Genomic DNA, 18,729 nt, shown 5'->3' on the forward strand with positions numbered 1-18,729 from the left:
AATGATCTATGCGGATAGGTATTATGCATTCGCGATACGATGCACAGCACTGGGCCTTTGGATGTAAAGAAGGCGTGCACCTAGCATAACAGCTGCGGCACTCAATCCTACAATGAAGCCAATCCAAAACCCTGCTGCGGCCATTGGTTCTGCCGTTATCCAGTTTGTTCTACCTAAAATAACGCCTGTAGGTAGACCTATTAACCAGTAGGACACAAAGGTAATAACAAACATCGCTGTTGTGTCTTTATAGCCGCGTAATGCATTAGCCGAAATCACCTGAACCGCATCAGACAATTGGAATAACGCCGCGTAAATCAATAGCGCATTTGCCAAGGTATATACGGCTTCGTCGCTGGTGTACAGGCCAATGATGAATCCCTTTGCTAGCAGGGTGAAGCTAGCCGTACACGCAGCGGTGAAAAAACCGATCAGAATAGCGGTTCGAGCTGCAATTTTTGCCTGTCGTGGGTTATTTTGCCCTATGCGATAGCCAATGCGAATTGCTGCTGCCATACCAATACTCATAGGAAACATGAACATCAGGGCCGAGAAGTTCAGTGCGACTTGGTGGGCCGCTACCGTTGTGGCACCAAAAGGGGCTAATAACAATGCAACCAGTGAAAACAGCGTCACTTCAAATAGGATAGTCATAGCAATGGGCAAGCCCATTTTGAAGGTGCGATTTATGGTTACCATGTTAGGTTTATACAATTGTCCGAACAAATTGTACTTTTGCAGGGCAGGGGCAAAACGAACATAGATAACGGTTGCTATAAGCATAGTGTAAATCACAATGGCCGTTGCAATACCACAACCCGCACCGCCCATAGCTGGTAATGGGCCTACACCATAGATAAACAGGTAGTTCCCTACAATGTTCGCCATCAGCCCGATAACCGTAATAATCATAGTGGGTTTGGTTTTACCCAAGCCTTCACAATAGTTTCTAAGCCATTGGTAAAGTGCAAATCCAGGCATAGCGAACAGCACATACAGTACGTAGTCTACGGTAATGCTAAATAGCTCGGGCGCCATAGGGAACAGCGCGACTATGCTTTCAGTAAACGGAATTAAGCCTGCTACCGCTAATCCCACAAAGAAAACCAGATAACCAGCTTGCTGACTTGCGTCGGCAATACCACTTAAATTTTTGTTTCCCTGCAGCCGTGAAATGATTGGGGGAAGTGCCAGCGCTATACCCTGTATAAAGCAAAGCAGTGGCACAGTGATGCTAAATCCAAGTGCTACCGCAGCCATGTCGGTTGCACTGTAACGCCCAGCCATAATAGTATCGCTAACGCCCATTAGCATTTGAGTAATCTGCGCAACCAACAATGGCCATGCTAGTTTTAAAATGTCTCTTCCTTCTAAAAGAAAGCGTTTCTTATTCACGGTAATGTGTCTCTATATGGGTCGCCTAGGGCGATAAAAATGCAGAAAATAAAAACGAGCTTAAAAGCCTTAACGAAGTAGCGTTTCAACAACGAACTTGTTAAAAATGTAGCGGTATAACCGGAACCGTATCGCCAACTTTTAACTCACTTATATCTTCATGTACTACCATTAGGCAGTTAGCAGAAGTGATTGAAGTCATAACGCCAGAGCTTTGTGACTTAAATGGTGTGACTTCCCATTCACCTTGATTATTTCTTACCATGGTTGCACGCTGAAAGTCTCGGCGGCCTGCACGTCGCTTAAGAGGTGTCGTAATGCTAGCGTTAACAAAGAACGGCTCGTGTGGTTGTACTTGTCCTTGCATTTTTTTGATAACAGGCACAACCAATAATTTTGCGGTAACAAATGAAGACACAGGGTTGCCAGGCAAACCGCAAAACAACGTGTTGTTTATTTTGCCCAGTGCAAAGGGTTTACCCGGTTTAACTGCGACTTTCCAAAAGTCGATAGTGCCCAATTCAGCGATGATATCTTTTACATAGTCGGCATCGCCCACAGATACACCACCGCTACTTACCATTACATCTACACGCTCGCTCGCCTCAATGAAGAGTTTACGCAAAGAAGCTTCGTCGTCTTCTACAATGCCGAAATCAATAAGCTCTACATTTTCATTGCTTAAGATACTACTTACACCAACGCGATTAGACTCGAAAATTTGTGTCGATTTACAGGGTTCGCCAGGTGCAGCAAGTTCAGAACCAGTCGCGACTACACCAACGCGAAGTTTTCTGAATACTGCCACCTTACTGTTTCCTTGGGAGGACAGCAGCATAAGGTGTTCGGCGTGAAGGCGCGTGCCCTTGCTTATTAGTGTATCGCCACTGGCGATATCATTGGCCTTTTTACGTATATTCTCTTGCGCCGATGGAATTTTATTGATCAAAACCTCGCCATCATGACTTTCGGTATTCTCTACCATTACAACGGCGTTAGCATTGGCAGGCACCGGGGCCCCCGTCATTATTTTAAATGCTTTACCTTTTTCAAGCGGCTCATCAGCACTCATGCCAGCTGTAATTACACCCTGTACTTTGAGTTTATCACTGTGTTTGAGATCTTCCGCATTTACGGCATAGCCATCCATTGCTGAATTATCCCATGGCGGGACATCAACGTGGGCAGTTACATCTTGGGCCAAGATGCGGTTGTTGGCGTCAAAAATGCTCACTTGCTCAACGTCGTTTATCGCTTTTGCAGCGTCTAATGCTTTAGTGAGGGCTTCTTCTAGTGAAAGCCATTTAGATGACATACCAACAACTCCATGAAATGATTTAACACGCGGATATTACAGAAAAAGCGGCCTTATACCAAAGGTTAAAGCGTGAAATAAAAGAAAGTATGCGTAAACGACGCAATTGAAGTTTCATCAACGGCTATGTCAGATGAATTAAGAAGCGAACGTTAATATCTCTTCAAAGTCGTCGAAAACCCAGTTAGGTTTATATTTTGCGATGTTCTCACCATAGTTATACCCGTAGGTAAGCCCTATACTTTTTATGTTCGCGGCTTTTGCGGCAACAATGTCATTTTTAGAATCTCCAACCATTACACACTGTGAGGGCGAAACACCAAGCTTTTCACAGGCGTGCAGAAGGGGAAGGGAAGAAGGCTTTTTTTCCGGTAAACTATCACCGCCAATGGTAAGCGAAAACAACGAGAATATTGAGAACGATGAAAGGATAGGCTCAATAAATTCCGAAGGTTTATTAGTGATTAATGCTAGCGTGAACCCTTGTTCTTTTAGCGCGTGAAGTGTTGAGAACACGCCGTCGTACAGCACTGTACTCTTAGTATCTAGCGTTCGGTAATAGAAAAGAAATTTTTCTAAAGCGGCATCAATCTCGTTTGATGTGTAATGGTGTCTGATCTTTGCGTTGCCGCTCAATCCGCGTTCCACCAGAACACGAGCACCATTTCCAACCCAGTGTCTAATTGTCTGCTCGTTATACGTTGGTAATTGGTAGTCGTTTAATGTTTGGTTTAACGCTGTTGCCAAATCAGGAACAGAATCTACCAAGGTTCCGTCTAAATCGAAAAAAAAGGTATTAATTTCTTGCATTACAAAATTTTGATTTGCTAACTCGTGTGACAAGCATAACACCGCAGTATCCTTACCGCGGTAGATTTATTGGTCGACTGGCGTTATAAGCTCAAAGATTTATTCAAAATCTTGGTTGCTGATCCAAAGTACTTGATAAGGCTTCATTTGTAAGAAACCACTAGAAAGGGCTATCTCGTCACGGGTGATGAGATCAATCCAATTATCTGTGCCAATAAGGTTTATGTCAGACAACAAAATTGTTTGTTCTTCGTCTGAAATATTACTAATACAGAAAATACTTTGCTTTCTATCGAGACTTTGTCGCCAGTAGCCAAATAATTGATTACCAAGCTGCAATGTAAATTGCGTTGCATTGGGGTGAAATGCAGGCTGCGCTTTACGTATACGTATAAGCTGCGAGATTCGAGTGAGTACTTTATGATGCTGTGAAAAGGGCGAGTCTAACAGAGCCTCTAATTCATTAAAGTCCCAACGTTTTCTGTTGATTGAACGATTTTGTCCTGTATTAGCGACTTTTTCGTAATCGTTGGATGTGCCAAGTAAACTGTGAATGTAAATTCCTGGTATACCTTCCATACCTAACATTATGGCGTGAGCACAAATAAATCGGTCCACTTGATACTTATCAGGGCCCTTGGTGGTTCCTTGCAGCGCGTCGAACAGGGTGATGTTTATCTCGTAAGGCTTTTGCTGACCGTGATCAGAAGCGCGCCACGACACCTTGCCGCCAAAGTGCTGCATTGTATGCACAAGCTCTGAAATTTCTTCATCTGACAGTAGGCCTTCCGCCGGACGCAAGCCAATACCATCGTGCGAAGCGATAAAGTTAAAGTAGGCTGTGCCGTTTTGCGCCGGTGGCATACTCATCATCCAGCTTTTCAAATACGTACAATCACCCGTTACTAATGTATTTACAAGTAACGGCGGAAGCGAAAAGTTGTAGATAGCATGGGCTTCGTTAGCATTACCAAAGTACGTTAGGTTTTCCCTGTTGGGAATATTGGTTTCGGTAATGATTATGATGGAAGGATCCACATGTTCAATCAGCGTTCGGATCAAACGTATGACTTCGTGGGTTTGGAATAGATTAATGCAGTTTGTACCTACAATTTTCCAAAGAAATGCCACTGCGTCTAAGCGAAAGATTTTAGCGCCTTTATCAATATACAGCTTGATGATATCGATAAACGCTAACAACACCTTGGGGTTTCCAAAGTCAAAGTCAACTTGGTCGTGACTAAATGTGCACCATACATGCTTTGTACCGCTGGCGGTTTCCGTTTCTCGCAGCAAAGGCGACACACGAGGGCGAGTTACCATGGAGAGGTCATCGGATGGATCTGCTGTGAAGAAAAAGTCAGATCCTGGTCCTTCACCCTTCACAAAGTTATCAAACCACACGCTTCTTGCAGAGCAGTGATTGATAACTAGGTCGGTCATCAAGCCATAATCCTCAGCAATGACTTCAATATCGTCCCATGACCCTAGTGCTTCATTCACCGTAGAGTAGTCGATAACCGAAAACCCATCGTCTGAGCTGTACGGAAAGAAGGGCAGGATGTGAACATTATTAACGGTGTTCTTGCAGTAGCGGTGCAAAAACTTATTTAACGTAACCAGCGGACGCTCCCCTTCGTCAATGACACTATCACCGTAGGTAATCATGATAATGTCATCTTCATCCCAATAATTGTGATGAGACTGAGGTGAAGCAATATCCGTTTGCTGCTGAATGCCTATAGTGTTCATTAACTCAGTCGCTAGCGTCTCATACGAGACGTCCAGCGATACATCGGCATAAATGCTTTCTAAATGGTGTTTTACTTTGTCATGGAGATGGTCCCATGCCATATTACTTACTCCATATATTCTGCAGTATCGGCTTCAACCGCTTCTAATAGTCGTTCTAAAATATCGGGTACCGCGCTGGTCACGCGGTTCCAGCTTGGTATAAACGGCGTTTCCATAGGGTTTTCTAAAAAGTTTTGCCCCGCTTTCATAATGTTACTGGCAAACATTTCTACTGCTTTCTCTTCGCTGTGAATGTCTAAGTTCAAGCCATTCATTACGGCGTCATTGTGGTAGGTTTCTATAAAGTCTAGCGCAATACGGAAATAGGTGGCTTTAATTGAACGGAACATTTCGTTGCTAAACGTATAGCCTTGCGTGGCAAGTTTTCTGAAAATGGCTTTGGTAATGTCGATAGACATTTTAGATAAACCACCTTGGTCGTTATTAAGCGATAAATCCTGATGTTTATGGTCGTAAATATCACATATATCTGCCTGACACAGGCGGTTGTGCGAATAGTTGCGGTGCATTTCAGACAGCACACCAATTTCTAAGCCCCAGTCACTTGGAATGCGAATATCGTTTAGTACGTCGCGTCTAAACGAAAACTCACCCGCTAATGGATAGCGGAAGCTGTCCATAAACTCCAAGTATTCGTTGTCACCCATTATGCGTTTTAATGCACGAAGTAATGGCGTAACAAGAAGTCGAGAAACACGGCCATTAATTTTGCCGTTAGCCACACGCGCATAGTAACCCTTACAAAACTCGTAGTTAAACATTGGGTTGGCTACAGGGTAGATAAGCTTTGCGAGCAAATCTTTGTTATAGGTAACAATATCGCAATCGTGTAGTGCAACAGATTCTGCTCGATTCGATGCTAGTACGTAGCCCATGCAGTACCAAACGTTTCGGCCTTTACCTAACTCCTTTGGCGCCAAGCCTTGAGCCTGAAGCTCTTCATCAAGTGCTTTAAGGCGAGGACCGTCGTTCCATAGCACTCTGTGATGCTGAGGAAGTTTGCCGAAGAATTTTAGTGCGTGTTTGTACTGCTCTTCATTGGCTCGGTCCAGACCGATGACAATTTCTGATAAGTAGGGCACGTCTGTTAATTCGTTGACGATATGTGGAAGTGCGTCGCCTTCTAATTCAGAAAAGAGCGACGGTAAAATAAGTGCCATAGGGCGCTTCTGTGAAAACTGTAGAAGCTCTGCTTCAAGCTCTTCGGTAGGACGACGAGCTAAGTTATGTAACGTAGTAACCACACCATTTTGATAAAAATCAGCCATGTGTCCTCCTGATCATAGGGATAGCAATTGAGTAAGCATTTCGTTCCAGCCTTCAGGGCCGGTTAGGGTGCTGGTATAGACCTCTTCTTTTTTTACTGCTGGTGGAGGATTTACCGGGGATAAAATGCGAATGGGGACGTGCGCCGCTTCAAGCATTGCAACGTCGTTCTTACCATCGCCAAGGGCAATAGTGTTAACTTTGGTGGTATGTTGCTTTTGATATTCATTGGCCAGCCACTTGAGAGCCTGGCCTTTATCGCAATTACCTGAAATATGAATGAAGCGGCCGCCTTCTAGAGGGAAAGCACCGCGATCTTTTACTACCTTTAAAAAGCGTTGTTTTTCTTCGTCAGTGCCAAGCCACAAAACCGGCTCGCCAAACTGGCGTTTGGCAGCAAGTGACGCTGACCTTTCGTCAAGCCCAGTACATTCCTGAATTTCTTGAATCGACATTTTTGAGAATTGTTTATACTTGCCGTCAAATTCGCTACCTATTTTTTCAAGTAGCTTAATCCAGTAATTTTTGTTTGAGATAAACGCCTTACACCAGTAGCCATCTATCCAAACCGTACCGCTGGGTTTTTGTTTGAAAAAGCCATGAGGGATGAAAATAGCGGCGCCATTTTCAATAATAAAAGGCCCGTCTAAACCAATACTCTCGCGCAGCGGTTGTAATTCAGCAAAGGTTTTGCTGGTAGTGGGAATAACGGGAATGTCCTTTTTTTCTAATGCCGTTAAAGCCGGTTTCGCCGCCTCGAAAGAGTAGGTATGGTGGTCTAACAGCGTGCCGTCCATATCGGTGAAAACAAGCGTTTTCGTCATCGTTTTACGTCCTGTTTAGTTATCGTTCTTGTTTCATCTAGATAAAACACGGTGTCGCACTTTTCAGGCAAGTGACTTAATGCGTGTTCAGTGATGCGTTGGTAGTGTTGCACAAAGTTTGCCACTTCTTCATCAGACATCACTCCATCGCTATCTTTTAACGCTTTTTGGGCGAGTTTATGTTCTTGTTCTAACCGCCATTGATACACACAGTCGAAACTCGGTGCTTTCAGCATAATGCGGTAGTCTATTTTGTCGAACAACGTCTGATAATCGCCTGCTAGTTCAGTGTTTACAAAAGAGCGCCAAATGCCCAATGGGTCCTCTACTTCTTCAAGGTGGTTTACTGGCCGTTTAAGTTCGCTAGATGTTTGCGCAATAGCGCCCACACACCATCCTTCAAGTATGATGAAATCGGGTGAAGATTCGATTACAGGCCACTGTTCTTTGGGGAACGGGTTATCTGTAGCTTTGTTAAAGCGGGGCAGCGATGTACGCGTGCCTTTTTCTAAACTGCGAAACGTATTTAACGCTAGAGGAATGTCATGAGTACCCGGTACACCACGAGTTGCTAGAAGCGGGTGAACTTTTATTGCTAGCGCATTTCGCTGCGACTGGTCGTAGTAAAAATCGTCAATTGAGAGTGATACCACTTTTTTGTTGTGGACCGAGGTAAGGAAGGACTCGATAAAACTGGTCAGAGTTGATTTACCTGAACCCTGACTGCCATTTATGCCCACGATAAATGGTTGTGTTGCACCGTCTTGGTGCTTAAGCAGTTGCTCACATAATGGGGTGAACCATTTTTGTGCAGTTTCTGCATAGGTACTTGGCAATTGATGCGTCGTTAGAAAGCCATGTATATCCATGTTGTCACCTTAATCAATGCAGAATTCGCACGTTCTTCTTGATTAAGATAACAACATTTGTGCCAATAGGGTAACAGAGGCGTGGTCTTACGACTTACTTCTTGTTAGCGACAATAACGGCCCTTTGTGGTGCAGGGTAACCTTCGATAGTGCGAGTAATATCTTCCGGATCGAGAAAATCTTTCAAAGATTGCGTTTCCATCCAAGGCGTTGCGCGCTGCTCATCTAGGGTGGTGTGGTTGATATCTACAACGCGAATATTTTCAAAGCCTAAGCGGCCTAACCAAACAGATAGGGCTGCAGTGCTCGGTAAGAACCACACATTTCGCATTTGTGCATAGCGTTCACCCGCCATCAATACTGTGTTTTCATCACCATCCACAACAAGGGTTTCAAGAACCAGTTCGCCACCTTTTCTTAGCTGGTCTTTAAGTTGCTGCAGAAACGCCATTGGGTCTTTACGGTGGTAAAGTACACCCATAGAAAACACAGTGTCGAAAGCTCTCAATGGCTGCATGTCTTCAATGCCCATCGGTAGAAAATGGATATTCTCGGAAGGCGCACTACTTTTACTAATAAATTGTTTAATGGCGTGAAACTGAATAAGAAACAGTTGGGTAGGATCTATACCTATTACGTTATTGGCACCTTCACCCAGCATGCGCCACATGTGATAACCACTACCACAACCTACGTCTAAAACGTTTCGGTCTTTCAGCGAACTAATATGAGGTGCTACGCGGTCCCATTTCCAGTCCGAACGCCACTCTGTATCAATATGAATTCCATGAAGATTAAATGGCCCTTTTCTCCAGGGCATAAACTGCTTTAGTAATCCTTCAATTTGTTTTTGGACATATTCATCTACGTCATTTTCGGTGCCAATGGAAACGCTTGAGGCTAAATCAACACAACTCGGCGACGTAGTCGGCAGCTTCGAAAGTAAACGGCACCATTTATCAAACTCACCGTGTTTAGCAGTTCGCTGCCAGGTGTCCATTTGTGCCGGCAGCGTTTGAAGCCAATGTGATAGCGGGCTGTCTATTAACGATTTGTAGCAATCGGTAAACCAAGTTTGTTCTAATTTGCTCATACTGTTCTTAATATGTGTTGGCGTTGCGGAAAGACGGACGTAGCGAGATTTGTTTAGCCTTTAATGGCAACCATAGACGTGAAGTTATAACATTTGTACCACATCACAACATCGGTAAACCCGACTTTTCTCAAGCGAGTATCATGCTCGTTAAATGTATCGGTTAGCATAACTTTTTCTAACGCGGCGCGCTTTTGGCTCACTTCTAGTTCACTATAACCGTTGTCGCGCTTAAATTGATGATGTAAATCTACCAGCAGTTCATTGCCAGTAAGGGTAGGGTGGCGTATTTTTTCTGATAGCACCAACATACCGCCGGGGTTAAGCCCGTCGTAAATGCGCTTTAATAACGCTTCGCGGTCAGCGGGGGGGATAAATTGCAAAGTGAAATTCATCACAACCAAAGAGGCATTCTTAATTTCTACACTTTGTGCAAACCCATGCTGAATAACAATTGGGTTTGGCAGTGTGAAGGTCTGTACGACGCGTTTGCAGCGCTCTACCATTGCTTCTGAAGCATCCACACCAATAATTTCACATGTATCGTTAGGTAAAGCTCTTGCCACAGATAAACTTGCAGCACCTAAGCTACAGCCAAGATCATAAACGACGGTATTGGGCGTAACGGCAATTTTAGCCAATTCGCCTATGGTGTGAACAATGGTTTCGTATCCAGGCACTGAGCGCTGAATCATATCGGGAAACACATCAACGACAGACTCGTCAAATTTAAAGTCATCTACTTTATTGAGTGCCTTTGCGTATATATTGTCGTGTTTCTTCACAGTGGGTCTTCAATTAACTAATTTGGGGCGCAATTTTACCGTTTGATACGTAAATGCCAATGGAAAACACCAAATTTGTTATATTTTGCGTGATTTTTCTGGTTTAGGGCTTTTCGTTAATGATCTAAAGTATTAATCTATACTCATAATACAATAAGGAAGCAGTAACGCTAATGACAAGAATTCTAGTAGCAGACGATCACCCATTGTTTCGCGAAGCTTTGAGCGGCGCGTTGGAACCTTACTTTGAAAACGCACAGATAATTCAAGCAGGAAGCTTGGATGATGCGATGGCGAAGCTAAACGAATTCGACGGTGTTGAGCTGATCCTTCTTGACCTTAATATGCCTGGCGGTGAATATTTTAACGGCCTTATCACGCTGCGTGAACAATACCCGAATATCCCTATTGGTGTTGTTTCGGGCAGCGATACTGTTGAGGTTGTCGCTCAAGTAATGAGCCTAGGCGCTCAGGGCTTTATCCCCAAAGTGTCGCAAACACGAGAAATTGCTCAGGCTATTGTAGACATTATTGGTGGCAAAAAGTGGCTTCCAGAAGGTATGGAAGAAGAACTAGAGAAAGTTGACGATGAACTTAAAGTTCTACTTCAGCGCTTCCGTGAACTTACACCTAAACAGATTCAAGTGCTTTCTTACTTACGCGCAGGCTTAATGAACAAGCAAATCGCTCACGAGATGAACGTTACGGAAGCAACCATTAAAGCACACATTAGTGCCATTCTTCGCAAGCTAGAGATCAACACGCGTACGCAAGCCGTATTGTTGATGGATAAACTCCAACTTAGCTAAACTAAGTATTTATCTAGTACTAATAAAAAACCGGATTAATCATCCGGTTTTTTTGGCTGTAAAATAATTTCACCACTTTCCGTGACGATCCCAAGACCTTTATCAGGGACATGGTCAAACTTCTTTTGACGCTTTATTAGAAGCGTAGTTGTTGTGTCATCCTTTAAGTCATTGTTAGACGTTTCTGTGTCAATCAGTTTGGTCAAGTATATAGCCCAGTATTCAACATGAGGCGTTGAGTAATCTTTGTAAAAGGCAATACCTATTTGATCTTGTTCTTGATAAAAAGGTAACTCTGCTAACAAGTGTTGACGGTGTGAAGTCGATGTTTTAAGTGCGTACCACACGTCATCAGCTGTTATATAACCACCAGCAAGGGCCTCCACTTGATTGCTCATCGCATCGCCATAATATTCTGGTAACGTTAAACCAGCATTGCGAATGCGAGTGTTCGGACTGCCGCCCAAAAAGTGAGACACCAAGCCTCTCTCAGCCATGTCTTTGGCTTTTGTTTCAGCCAGCATAACAAGCGTAGGATTACATTTTAGTACCGAACGTTGTTGACCTTTGTCGTTAGCAATTAATAAAGAGAGTTCTCTCGCCTGTTCGGTATTTCCGCAGGTTGTTTGATCGGCCAAGCAAAGGCTAGAAAATACGTAGGTGAGTGATGTAAATAGAATGCATCGTTGACGAAAAAGGCCGCGAGAGCGGCCCTTTTGTTTGGGTATGAAATTAAGCAGCTTTGCCACCTCGTTTCTTAGCAGTGGTGTTGGAATTAACCTTCGCTACTAATTCTTCGTGGTCGAAATCATCGACGTTGATAGTGCGAAGTCTTCCAGCTTCAGTCTTACGAAGTAGATTCGCTTCTTCTTCGTTAATAATTCCTTCTGCTAGCGCTTCGTCAGCAAGCACATCTAAACGGGTAAACGGTAGTTTAGCTTTTTTGTGCTTACAAATACGTTCGAAGATAGGCTCACTTGCTAGTACATCATCAAGAGTTTGCTCAAGATCGCCAAACAAGCTTCCTTCCTCACGGGTGAGGTACTGACCATAACCTAAACGGCTACGTGCAGTTGAAGGCGTTTGAAGCATTTGTGCAATAGCATGTTCTGTCTTGTCTGAAGGCTTACCAATACGTCGGCCAAACGGAATCACCATAACGCGAAGCGCTGCAGCGATTGCGCGGTTAGGGAAGTTAGCCAAGAAGTCATCAATTGCTGTCTCGATATCGTGCAATGTAGTTTGCATTGCCCAATGTAAAAGCGGTAAATCTTCTTTTAGACGACCTTCTTCGTCGAAGCGTTTAAGCGTTGTACTACCCATGTAAAGGCCACTTAGGATGTCACCTAAACGCGCTGATAAACGCTCGCGACGCTTAAGATCACCACCAAGCACACCCATAGAGACATCGGTTAGTAGTGCTAAGTTTGCACTGTAGCCTTGAAGTAGCTTGTAGTAACGCGCCGTTTCGTCAGTGAACGGTGCGCTGCTGAATGCGCCATTGGTTAACGAGAACCAAATACTGCGAACAGTATTAGCTACCGCAAAGCCAATATGACCGAATACCGCTTTATCAAACGCTTTCAACGCTTCTTTCTTGTCTTCGATAGACGCAGCTTCTATTTCCTTAAGCACGTAAGGGTGACAACGCATTGCACCTTGACCAAAGATCATCATGTTACGGGTTAGAATGTTTGCGCCTTCAACCGTAATTGATACTGGTACACCTTGATAGCCGCGACCAAGGTAATTGTTTGGCCCAAGCATAACGCCTTTACCGCCGTGAACATCCATCGAATCATTAATGATTTGACGCATCTTCTCGGTTAAGTGGTACTTACAGATAGCCGAGATAACAGAAGGTTTCTCACCAAGGTCTACACCCACCGTTGAGAAGCGTGTTACGCCATCCATCAAATATGCATTACCACCAATGCGCGCAAGCATTTCTTCAACTCCTTCCATATGACCTACAGGCATACGGAACTGGCGACGAATACGTGCATATGCACCCGTTGCAAGAGATACTGATTTAGCACCACCAGCAGCAGATGAAGGAAGGGTAATACAGCGACCTACCGACAAACATTCAACCAGCATGCGCCAGCCGCGACCTGCCATTTTCGGACCACCAATGATGTAATCGATTGGAACGAAAATATCTTCACCCTTAATAGGGCCATTTTGGAATGGCGTATTGAGTGGGAAGTGACGGCGACCAATCTCTAAACCTTTAGTGTCGCGAGGAATAAGGGCACATGTTATGCCCGGCTCTTTGTTATCACCTAGAAGACCTTCAGGATCTTGAAGTTTAAAGGCAAGACCAATAACCGTAGCAACAGGCGCAAGGGTGATGTATCGTTTGTTAAACGTTAGGCGCATACCCAACACTTCTTCGCCATTCCACTCGCCTTTACATACAACGCCAACATCAGGGATCGCACCTGCATCAGAGCCAGCTTCTGGGCCGGTTAATGCAAAACAAGGGATTTCTTCACCGGCAGCAAGACGGGGAAGATAATGATCTTGTTGCTCTTTTGTACCATAGTGCTGAAGTAATTCGCCCGGGCCCAATGAGTTTGGTACACCGACTGTGCTTGATAGCACCGCGCTTACGCCTGCAAGTTTTTGAAGAACGCGAGACTGGGCATATGCCGAAAACTCTAGACCGCCATACTCTTTCTTGATGATCATAGCGAAAAATTTGTGTTCCTTAAGGAACTGCCAAATTTCAGGTGAAAGATCAGCATCTTTATGGTTTATTTGCCATTCATCGACCATTGAGCACACTTTGTCACAAGGACCGTCTAAGAATGCTTGCTCTTCAGCAGTGAGTCGACCTTTCGGAATGCGGTGTAATTTATCCCAGTCTGGCTTGCCGCTGAAAATATCACCGTCCCACCATACCGTACCTGCGTCGATAGCTTCTTGCTCAGTGCTCGACATTTCAGGCATAACTTTGCGGTAGAAGGCTAGCAGCTTCTTAGAGATGTGCTGCTGTCTGATATTTGCAAGCGTGAACGGCAGTGTTAAAGCAAGGAACACTACCCAACCAAGCAGGCCGATGTCACCGAAAAGGGTGCCTAAAATCATAACACCTGCGCCCATGGCAACCGCTGTTACCAAGCTGGTTCGCTGATAACTAGCTACCGCTAGTGTCAGAACAACCAGTAAAAACCATATAAAATCTGCCATACTTCACTCCTGAAAGGCGTTAAACGTTACGCTAGTCTTAACTCGAGCATAGTGAGTTGCTTTATGAAAAGCAGTCACAGATCGAGGTCAGACCAGCATGCTGTAAACCTATTATTTAATAGGGCAAAGATCAAGATTTTTACATGAATATTCTATTAACAACGACATAAATAATAGGGTAGTGCGTTATCCGCTCTATAAGTATAGTCGTTGCTTATAAATACTGATTTAGAATGTGAATTGTGTTGCGAAACGAGAAGAGGTTACGTGAGGATGAGACAGCAACAGTGTAAATAAAAAAGCACGTCTGAATGCTAGTTCATAACGTGCTTTATTCAACAATTGTGAAAAAGTTGTTGAGACAAAAACGGTTTATCTTTACGCTTTACTGCGTCTCAAACGATTTCAGTTTGATATCGCCCTGTTCATCGCCTTCTTTGAACTGTTGCAGACGAACTAACGTGTAGTTAAGTGATGGCGCAAACCAGGCAAACGTCTCACGCTTATTTGAGTCGCGAATAAGCTTAACTTTTACAGTTTCAATTTTACCGAAAGGTAAAGACAATACCTCTTCATCCACCACTTGAACGCCGTAGTGACGAAGTTCGCCACGATAATTCACGAAGTGGTATTCTAGCGATGTCTTACCTTCCGCTAACTGCTTTGCAAGGTCAATACGATAAATTTGGTTATCAAATTCACCGTTCCAATCAAATGTTTCGCCATTCTCGACTGCAATTTTGCCTTGTCCCTGATGACTAAACGTTACCTTAAGCTCTTTATCAGGCCCTGTGCCAGAACGATTATAGTAGTACTCAGAGGGTACGACGGTATTATCATTAACAGTAAAAATAGAATGTTCACTGCGTTTGTCAGACAAGAAAAACTTAGACACTTTTGACGTGTAAATTAGAGAATACTGTTGATCACCTAATTTCGAGAGCTCAATATTCGCTTCGCCTACGTCGTCACCCCATTTGTAAGCGGTATAGGTTGCCTTGTAGGGCTGAAGCGGTAGCTCTGCACTATCAGTATTTTCTGTACTAGGGTTTGCTTGCGCGGCTACTGAAAGCGATGCTGCTAACAGTGCGCCTAAAGCAAAAGGCTTAGTCGCTTGCATAACCAGATTCTGGTAATTCTTGCTCATCTAAAACTGCCTTATTGTTTCGCATCGATAATCGGCCTGCACTAAACCAAGATAGTACAAGCGGATAGATACGACGTTCTTGTTCTTGAACACGCTCGGCTAGGTCGCTTGCTGTGTCGTCTTCAAACACAGGTACGCGGCTTTGAATGATAACAGGGCCGCCGTCGAGCTCCGGTGTAACAAAGTGCACGCTAACGCCGTGCTCCTTGTCTCCATTGTCGATAGCTCGCTGATGCGTATTCAAACCTTTGTACTTCGGCAACAAAGATGGATGAATGTTCACTAATTTTCCAGCAAAGCTGTCGACGAACTCCGATGTTAAGATACGCATAAAGCCCGCAAGAACAACACAGTCTGCGCCAAAAGCCTCAATTTGTGCTTTGAGCGCCCCGTCATAAGACTCTCGTGAATCGAAGCCTGTATGATCTAAGCAAACCGCATTGATCCCGGCTTCTTTAGCACGTTCCAGACCATAAGCAGTAGGGCGATTACTGATCACGCCGCTGATTTCCGCATTCAGACGGCCTGCTTTTATTTCATCGATAATGGCTTGTAAATTGCTGCCATTACCTGAAATAAGTACGCATAGTTTGGTTACACTGTTACTCACGCGTTGATCTCTACTTGCTCTTCGCCATCTTTTGCTGCGATATCACCAATAACCCAAGCATTTTCACCGTGTTGTTTAAGAATATTCAGTGCAGCATCGGTATCGCTTTCGTCAACAACAATTACAAGGCCAACACCACAGTTAAACGTGCGGTACATTTCGTGGCGAGTCACGTTACCGTTTTCTTGTAACCAAGAGAAGATTGCAGGCCATTCCCAGGTGCTTTCATCAATAACCACTTTCGCATCTTCAGGTAGCACGCGAGGGATGTTCTCCCAAAAACCACCGCCCGTGATGTGAGAAATAGCGCTTACTTGTACTTCTTCAAGCAATGCCAATACCGATTTAACATAGATGCGAGTAGGCTCGAGAAGTTGGTCGATGATAGGCTTGCCGTTTAGGTCGGCGTTTACATCTGCACCACTAACTTCAATAATCTTTCTAACTAATGAGTAACCGTTTGAGTGAGGGCCCGATGAACCAAGTGCAATTAGTTTTTGACCTGGTTTAACGTTAGTGCCGTCAATAACCTTATCAGCTTCAACCACGCCTACGCAGAAGCCTGCAATATCGTAGTCACCATCGTGATACATTCCAGGCATTTCGGCTGTTTCACCACCAATTAAAGCACAACCTGCTTGCTCACAGCCGGCGCCGATGCCGGTAACAACCGACGCGGCTACATCAACGTCAAGCTTGCCAGTTGCGTAGTAATCTAGAAAGAATAGGGGCTCAGCACCTTGAACAATAAGGTCGTTTACGCACATTGCTACTAAGTCGATACCAACACCGTCATGACGGTTAGCATCCATAGCAACTCTTAGTTTTGTACCCACGCCGTCAGTACCTGAAACAAGTAGCGGCTTTTTATATTTAGTAGGCAGTTCACAAAGTGCACCAAAACCACCCAGATTACCTTTTACTTCTGGTCTATGGGTTTTCTTGGTAACAGATTTAATGCGTTCAACAAGTTGATTACCTGCATCGATATCTACGCCTGCATCTTTGTAACTTAAAGAGGTTTTATTTTCGCTCACGGTTGGGCCCTGAAACTAAGAGGTAGAAAACCGCGGATTCTACCAGCAAGTCGTCACAAGTCCAATTTGTGAAGGCTATTTTATGCGCTTTTTAATCTTTTTTATTTTAGGGGTGAAATTAAACCCAATATAAAAGACAATAGAAGGCTATCTTTTGGTGAACATCTTGCTTGATAAAATGTCTCGCTCTAAAAAGTAGAGTGAATTGCGCGCAGGTTAGTCCAAGTTTACCGTATATAGGTAAACGAGATTAACTGACGATTCGATAGGTAAGGAATTGATTTTAAGAGAGTATGGAGTGTCAATGTTAACGGCAGTAAAGCGTAACACCAATGGAACTAATTTAACGAGAGTTAGCTTGAAAGGCATTCTGGGCATTTCATTTCTTGCTGCGCTGACTTACGCCCCCTTTATAAATGCGGCTCAACGCGTTGTGGTCAACGAAGCGCAGATTCAAGTTGAAGATCAAACTCAGCGTACCCAACAAAACGCGCTTAAAAAAGCATTAAGGCAGGTTTTTGTGAAGATGTCGGGCAGCACAAGCGTGCTCGATAATGCCGGTGTTAGAGCAGCCTTATCGTCGCCTCAATCGCTGCTTCGTTCCTATCGATTTGCTTTTGACAAAGGTAGAACGTATTACGTTGCGGAGTTCGATCAAGCAAAACTCAATGAACTTCTTCAGCGTGAAATGCTTCCGCTCTGGGGTGATAGACGCCCTGAAACGATAGTGTGGCTTGCGCAGGAAGACGAAAACGAAACTCGCATCATCTTAGACGAATCTCTCAATACAGAATTACAACATACGCTCAAACAAACAGCGAAAGAACGAGGCGTTCCATTAAGCTTGCCTTTAATGGACCTTACCGACAATGTAAATATTTCTACTTATGATGTGTGGGGACGATTTGTTGAGCCTTTGCGCAAAGCATCTACACGCTATAGCGTCGACAACATTATTGGTGCCAGAGTTTATCGTAACGACGCGAGTGCAATTCCTGATTTGCCGGAAAACGTTGTGCCTTCTGGAACAGTAGAGTCTCTTGATAGCGTGCTAGATGAAGAAGCACAGTTTAGAGCACAAACTGATGAACAAAGTTTCGATGAGCGAAATCCGCGTGTAGATAATACGGACGCACAGCGCACTTTTTCAGATAACGTTGAGTCCGGTGCGATGAATAACGGTGTTGATGCTCAGTTAAACGACGGTTATGACGAAACAAACCAAAACTCGAATAATGCTGACGGAACCTCGGCGAAGGAGCTGGCGCAGGAAGAGAGCACAACGATGCCGTTCACCATGAACGAGTTTGCCAACTATGCGAAGCGTGCCGATGAAGGTGACTATGCACTAGACTGGGTGTTCGTTGGTGGCGGTAAGGTTAGCTATGGCAGCATATACGGTGATTCGCCCGAAGCTCTTGGCAATCAGTTAATCGATGCCTACTCAAATTATTTATCGTCGCTTTATGCAATCGTAGGAATCGAAGCGTCTGAGCGAGAAGTTATCAAAGTATCGATTGCCAATATTGGCTCGGTAAAAAGTTACGCCAGCGCTACTGACTATTTAAATAGTTTAAGTGTGATTGAAAACGCTACACTAGTAGAGCAATCTGGTTCTGTTGCCACGTACTCACTTACATTAATTGGAACGGTGGACGATTTACTTAACAGTATTAAACTAGAAAGCAAATTACGTCCCGTAACCGATTCGTACGGACAATCCGTGAAAGGACACAGTTTCTATTGGAGCAATTAATTT

Annotated in this window: 16 protein-coding genes; 2 read left to right on the forward strand and 14 right to left on the reverse strand. The window is 44.2% G+C overall.

The genetic code is table 11. The features are described from left to right. Positions 1-21: 21 nt before the first annotated feature. The 9 genes from WA381_RS08245 to cmoA all read right to left on the reverse strand — a co-directional run bounded on the left by WA381_RS08245 (position 22) and on the right by cmoA (position 10,172). Positions 22-1,395, reverse strand: coding sequence for an MATE family efflux transporter (locus WA381_RS08245; protein WP_014949686.1), 1,374 nt, complete (start codon positions 1,393-1,395; stop codon positions 22-24). Positions 1,396-1,495: 100 nt separating this feature from the next. Further along, positions 1,496-2,710, reverse strand: a complete 1,215-nt coding sequence (moeA, locus tag WA381_RS08250; RefSeq protein ID WP_156086479.1) for a molybdopterin molybdotransferase MoeA — start codon at positions 2,708-2,710, stop codon at positions 1,496-1,498. A 138-nt stretch (positions 2,711-2,848) separates the two neighbouring features. Further along, the gene (locus WA381_RS08255) at positions 2,849-3,520 is read right to left on the reverse strand and encodes a phosphoglycolate phosphatase (RefSeq protein WP_170826507.1); all 672 of its coding nucleotides are present in this window, start codon (positions 3,518-3,520) and stop codon (positions 2,849-2,851) included. 99 nt (positions 3,521-3,619) lie between these two features. Beyond that, positions 3,620-5,374: a sugar phosphorylase gene (locus WA381_RS08260; protein WP_014976695.1), complete on the reverse strand. Its 1,755-nt coding sequence runs from the start codon at positions 5,372-5,374 to the stop codon at positions 3,620-3,622. A gap of 5 nt (positions 5,375-5,379) precedes the next feature. Further along, on the reverse strand, positions 5,380-6,603 hold the full coding sequence (locus tag WA381_RS08265; protein ID WP_014949682.1) for a glycosyl transferase: 1,224 nt from the start codon (positions 6,601-6,603) through the stop codon (positions 5,380-5,382). Between the two features lie 12 nt (positions 6,604-6,615). Beyond that, the gene (locus WA381_RS08270; protein WP_014949681.1) at positions 6,616-7,425 is read right to left on the reverse strand and encodes an HAD-IIB family hydrolase; all 810 of its coding nucleotides are present in this window, start codon (positions 7,423-7,425) and stop codon (positions 6,616-6,618) included. After that, on the reverse strand, positions 7,422-8,294 hold the full coding sequence (locus WA381_RS08275) for a kinase (RefSeq protein WP_014976694.1): 873 nt from the start codon (positions 8,292-8,294) through the stop codon (positions 7,422-7,424). Before WA381_RS08275 ends, WA381_RS08270 begins: the two co-directional genes overlap by 4 nt. A gap of 94 nt (positions 8,295-8,388) precedes the next feature. Further along, positions 8,389-9,387 (reverse strand): tRNA 5-methoxyuridine(34)/uridine 5-oxyacetic acid(34) synthase CmoB, encoded by a 999-nt coding sequence (cmoB, locus tag WA381_RS08280; protein WP_014949679.1) that lies wholly within the window; start codon positions 9,385-9,387, stop codon positions 8,389-8,391. 53 nt (positions 9,388-9,440) lie between these two features. Continuing rightward, positions 9,441-10,172, reverse strand: a complete 732-nt coding sequence (gene cmoA, locus WA381_RS08285) for a carboxy-S-adenosyl-L-methionine synthase CmoA (RefSeq protein ID WP_014976693.1) — start codon at positions 10,170-10,172, stop codon at positions 9,441-9,443. Between the two features lie 173 nt (positions 10,173-10,345). Between cmoA and WA381_RS08290 the strand changes: the two genes are divergently transcribed. Further along, the gene (locus WA381_RS08290; RefSeq protein ID WP_014976692.1) at positions 10,346-10,981 is read left to right on the forward strand and encodes a response regulator transcription factor; all 636 of its coding nucleotides are present in this window, start codon (positions 10,346-10,348) and stop codon (positions 10,979-10,981) included. 35 nt (positions 10,982-11,016) lie between these two features. Here the strand turns inward: WA381_RS08290 and WA381_RS08295 are convergent, their stop codons facing one another. The 5 genes from WA381_RS08295 to purM form a co-directional block, all read right to left on the reverse strand. After that, positions 11,017-11,730 (reverse strand): CAP domain-containing protein, encoded by a 714-nt coding sequence (locus WA381_RS08295; RefSeq protein WP_014976691.1) that lies wholly within the window; start codon positions 11,728-11,730, stop codon positions 11,017-11,019. Continuing rightward, positions 11,714-14,176 carry an acyl-CoA dehydrogenase FadE gene (gene fadE / locus WA381_RS08300; RefSeq protein WP_014976690.1) on the reverse strand — a complete coding sequence of 821 codons (2,463 nt, stop codon included), beginning with the start codon at positions 14,174-14,176 and terminating at the stop codon, positions 11,714-11,716. Before fadE ends, WA381_RS08295 begins: the two co-directional genes overlap by 17 nt. Positions 14,177-14,561: 385 nt before the next feature. Further along, positions 14,562-15,323, reverse strand: coding sequence for a DUF3108 domain-containing protein (locus WA381_RS08305; RefSeq protein WP_231506486.1), 762 nt, complete (start codon positions 15,321-15,323; stop codon positions 14,562-14,564). Continuing rightward, entirely contained in the window at positions 15,283-15,933 is a 651-nt protein-coding gene (gene purN / locus WA381_RS08310; RefSeq protein WP_014976689.1) for a phosphoribosylglycinamide formyltransferase, read from the reverse strand. Before purN ends, WA381_RS08305 begins: the two co-directional genes overlap by 41 nt. Further along, on the reverse strand, positions 15,930-16,970 hold the full coding sequence (gene purM / locus WA381_RS08315) for a phosphoribosylformylglycinamidine cyclo-ligase (RefSeq protein ID WP_014976688.1): 1,041 nt from the start codon (positions 16,968-16,970) through the stop codon (positions 15,930-15,932). The genes purN and purM overlap by 4 nt, the downstream gene beginning before the upstream one ends. 304 nt (positions 16,971-17,274) lie before the next feature. On the opposite strand from purM, the gene WA381_RS08320 reads away from it, so the two are divergent. Continuing rightward, positions 17,275-18,726 carry a DUF2066 domain-containing protein gene (locus WA381_RS08320; RefSeq protein ID WP_156086478.1) on the forward strand — a complete coding sequence of 484 codons (1,452 nt, stop codon included), beginning with the start codon at positions 17,275-17,277 and terminating at the stop codon, positions 18,724-18,726. Positions 18,727-18,729: the final 3 nt, after the last annotated feature.

This window comes from Alteromonas sp. CH_MED4-4, assembly GCF_037029575.1.
Taxonomy (GTDB): Bacteria; Pseudomonadota; Gammaproteobacteria; order Enterobacterales; family Alteromonadaceae; genus Alteromonas; species Alteromonas macleodii.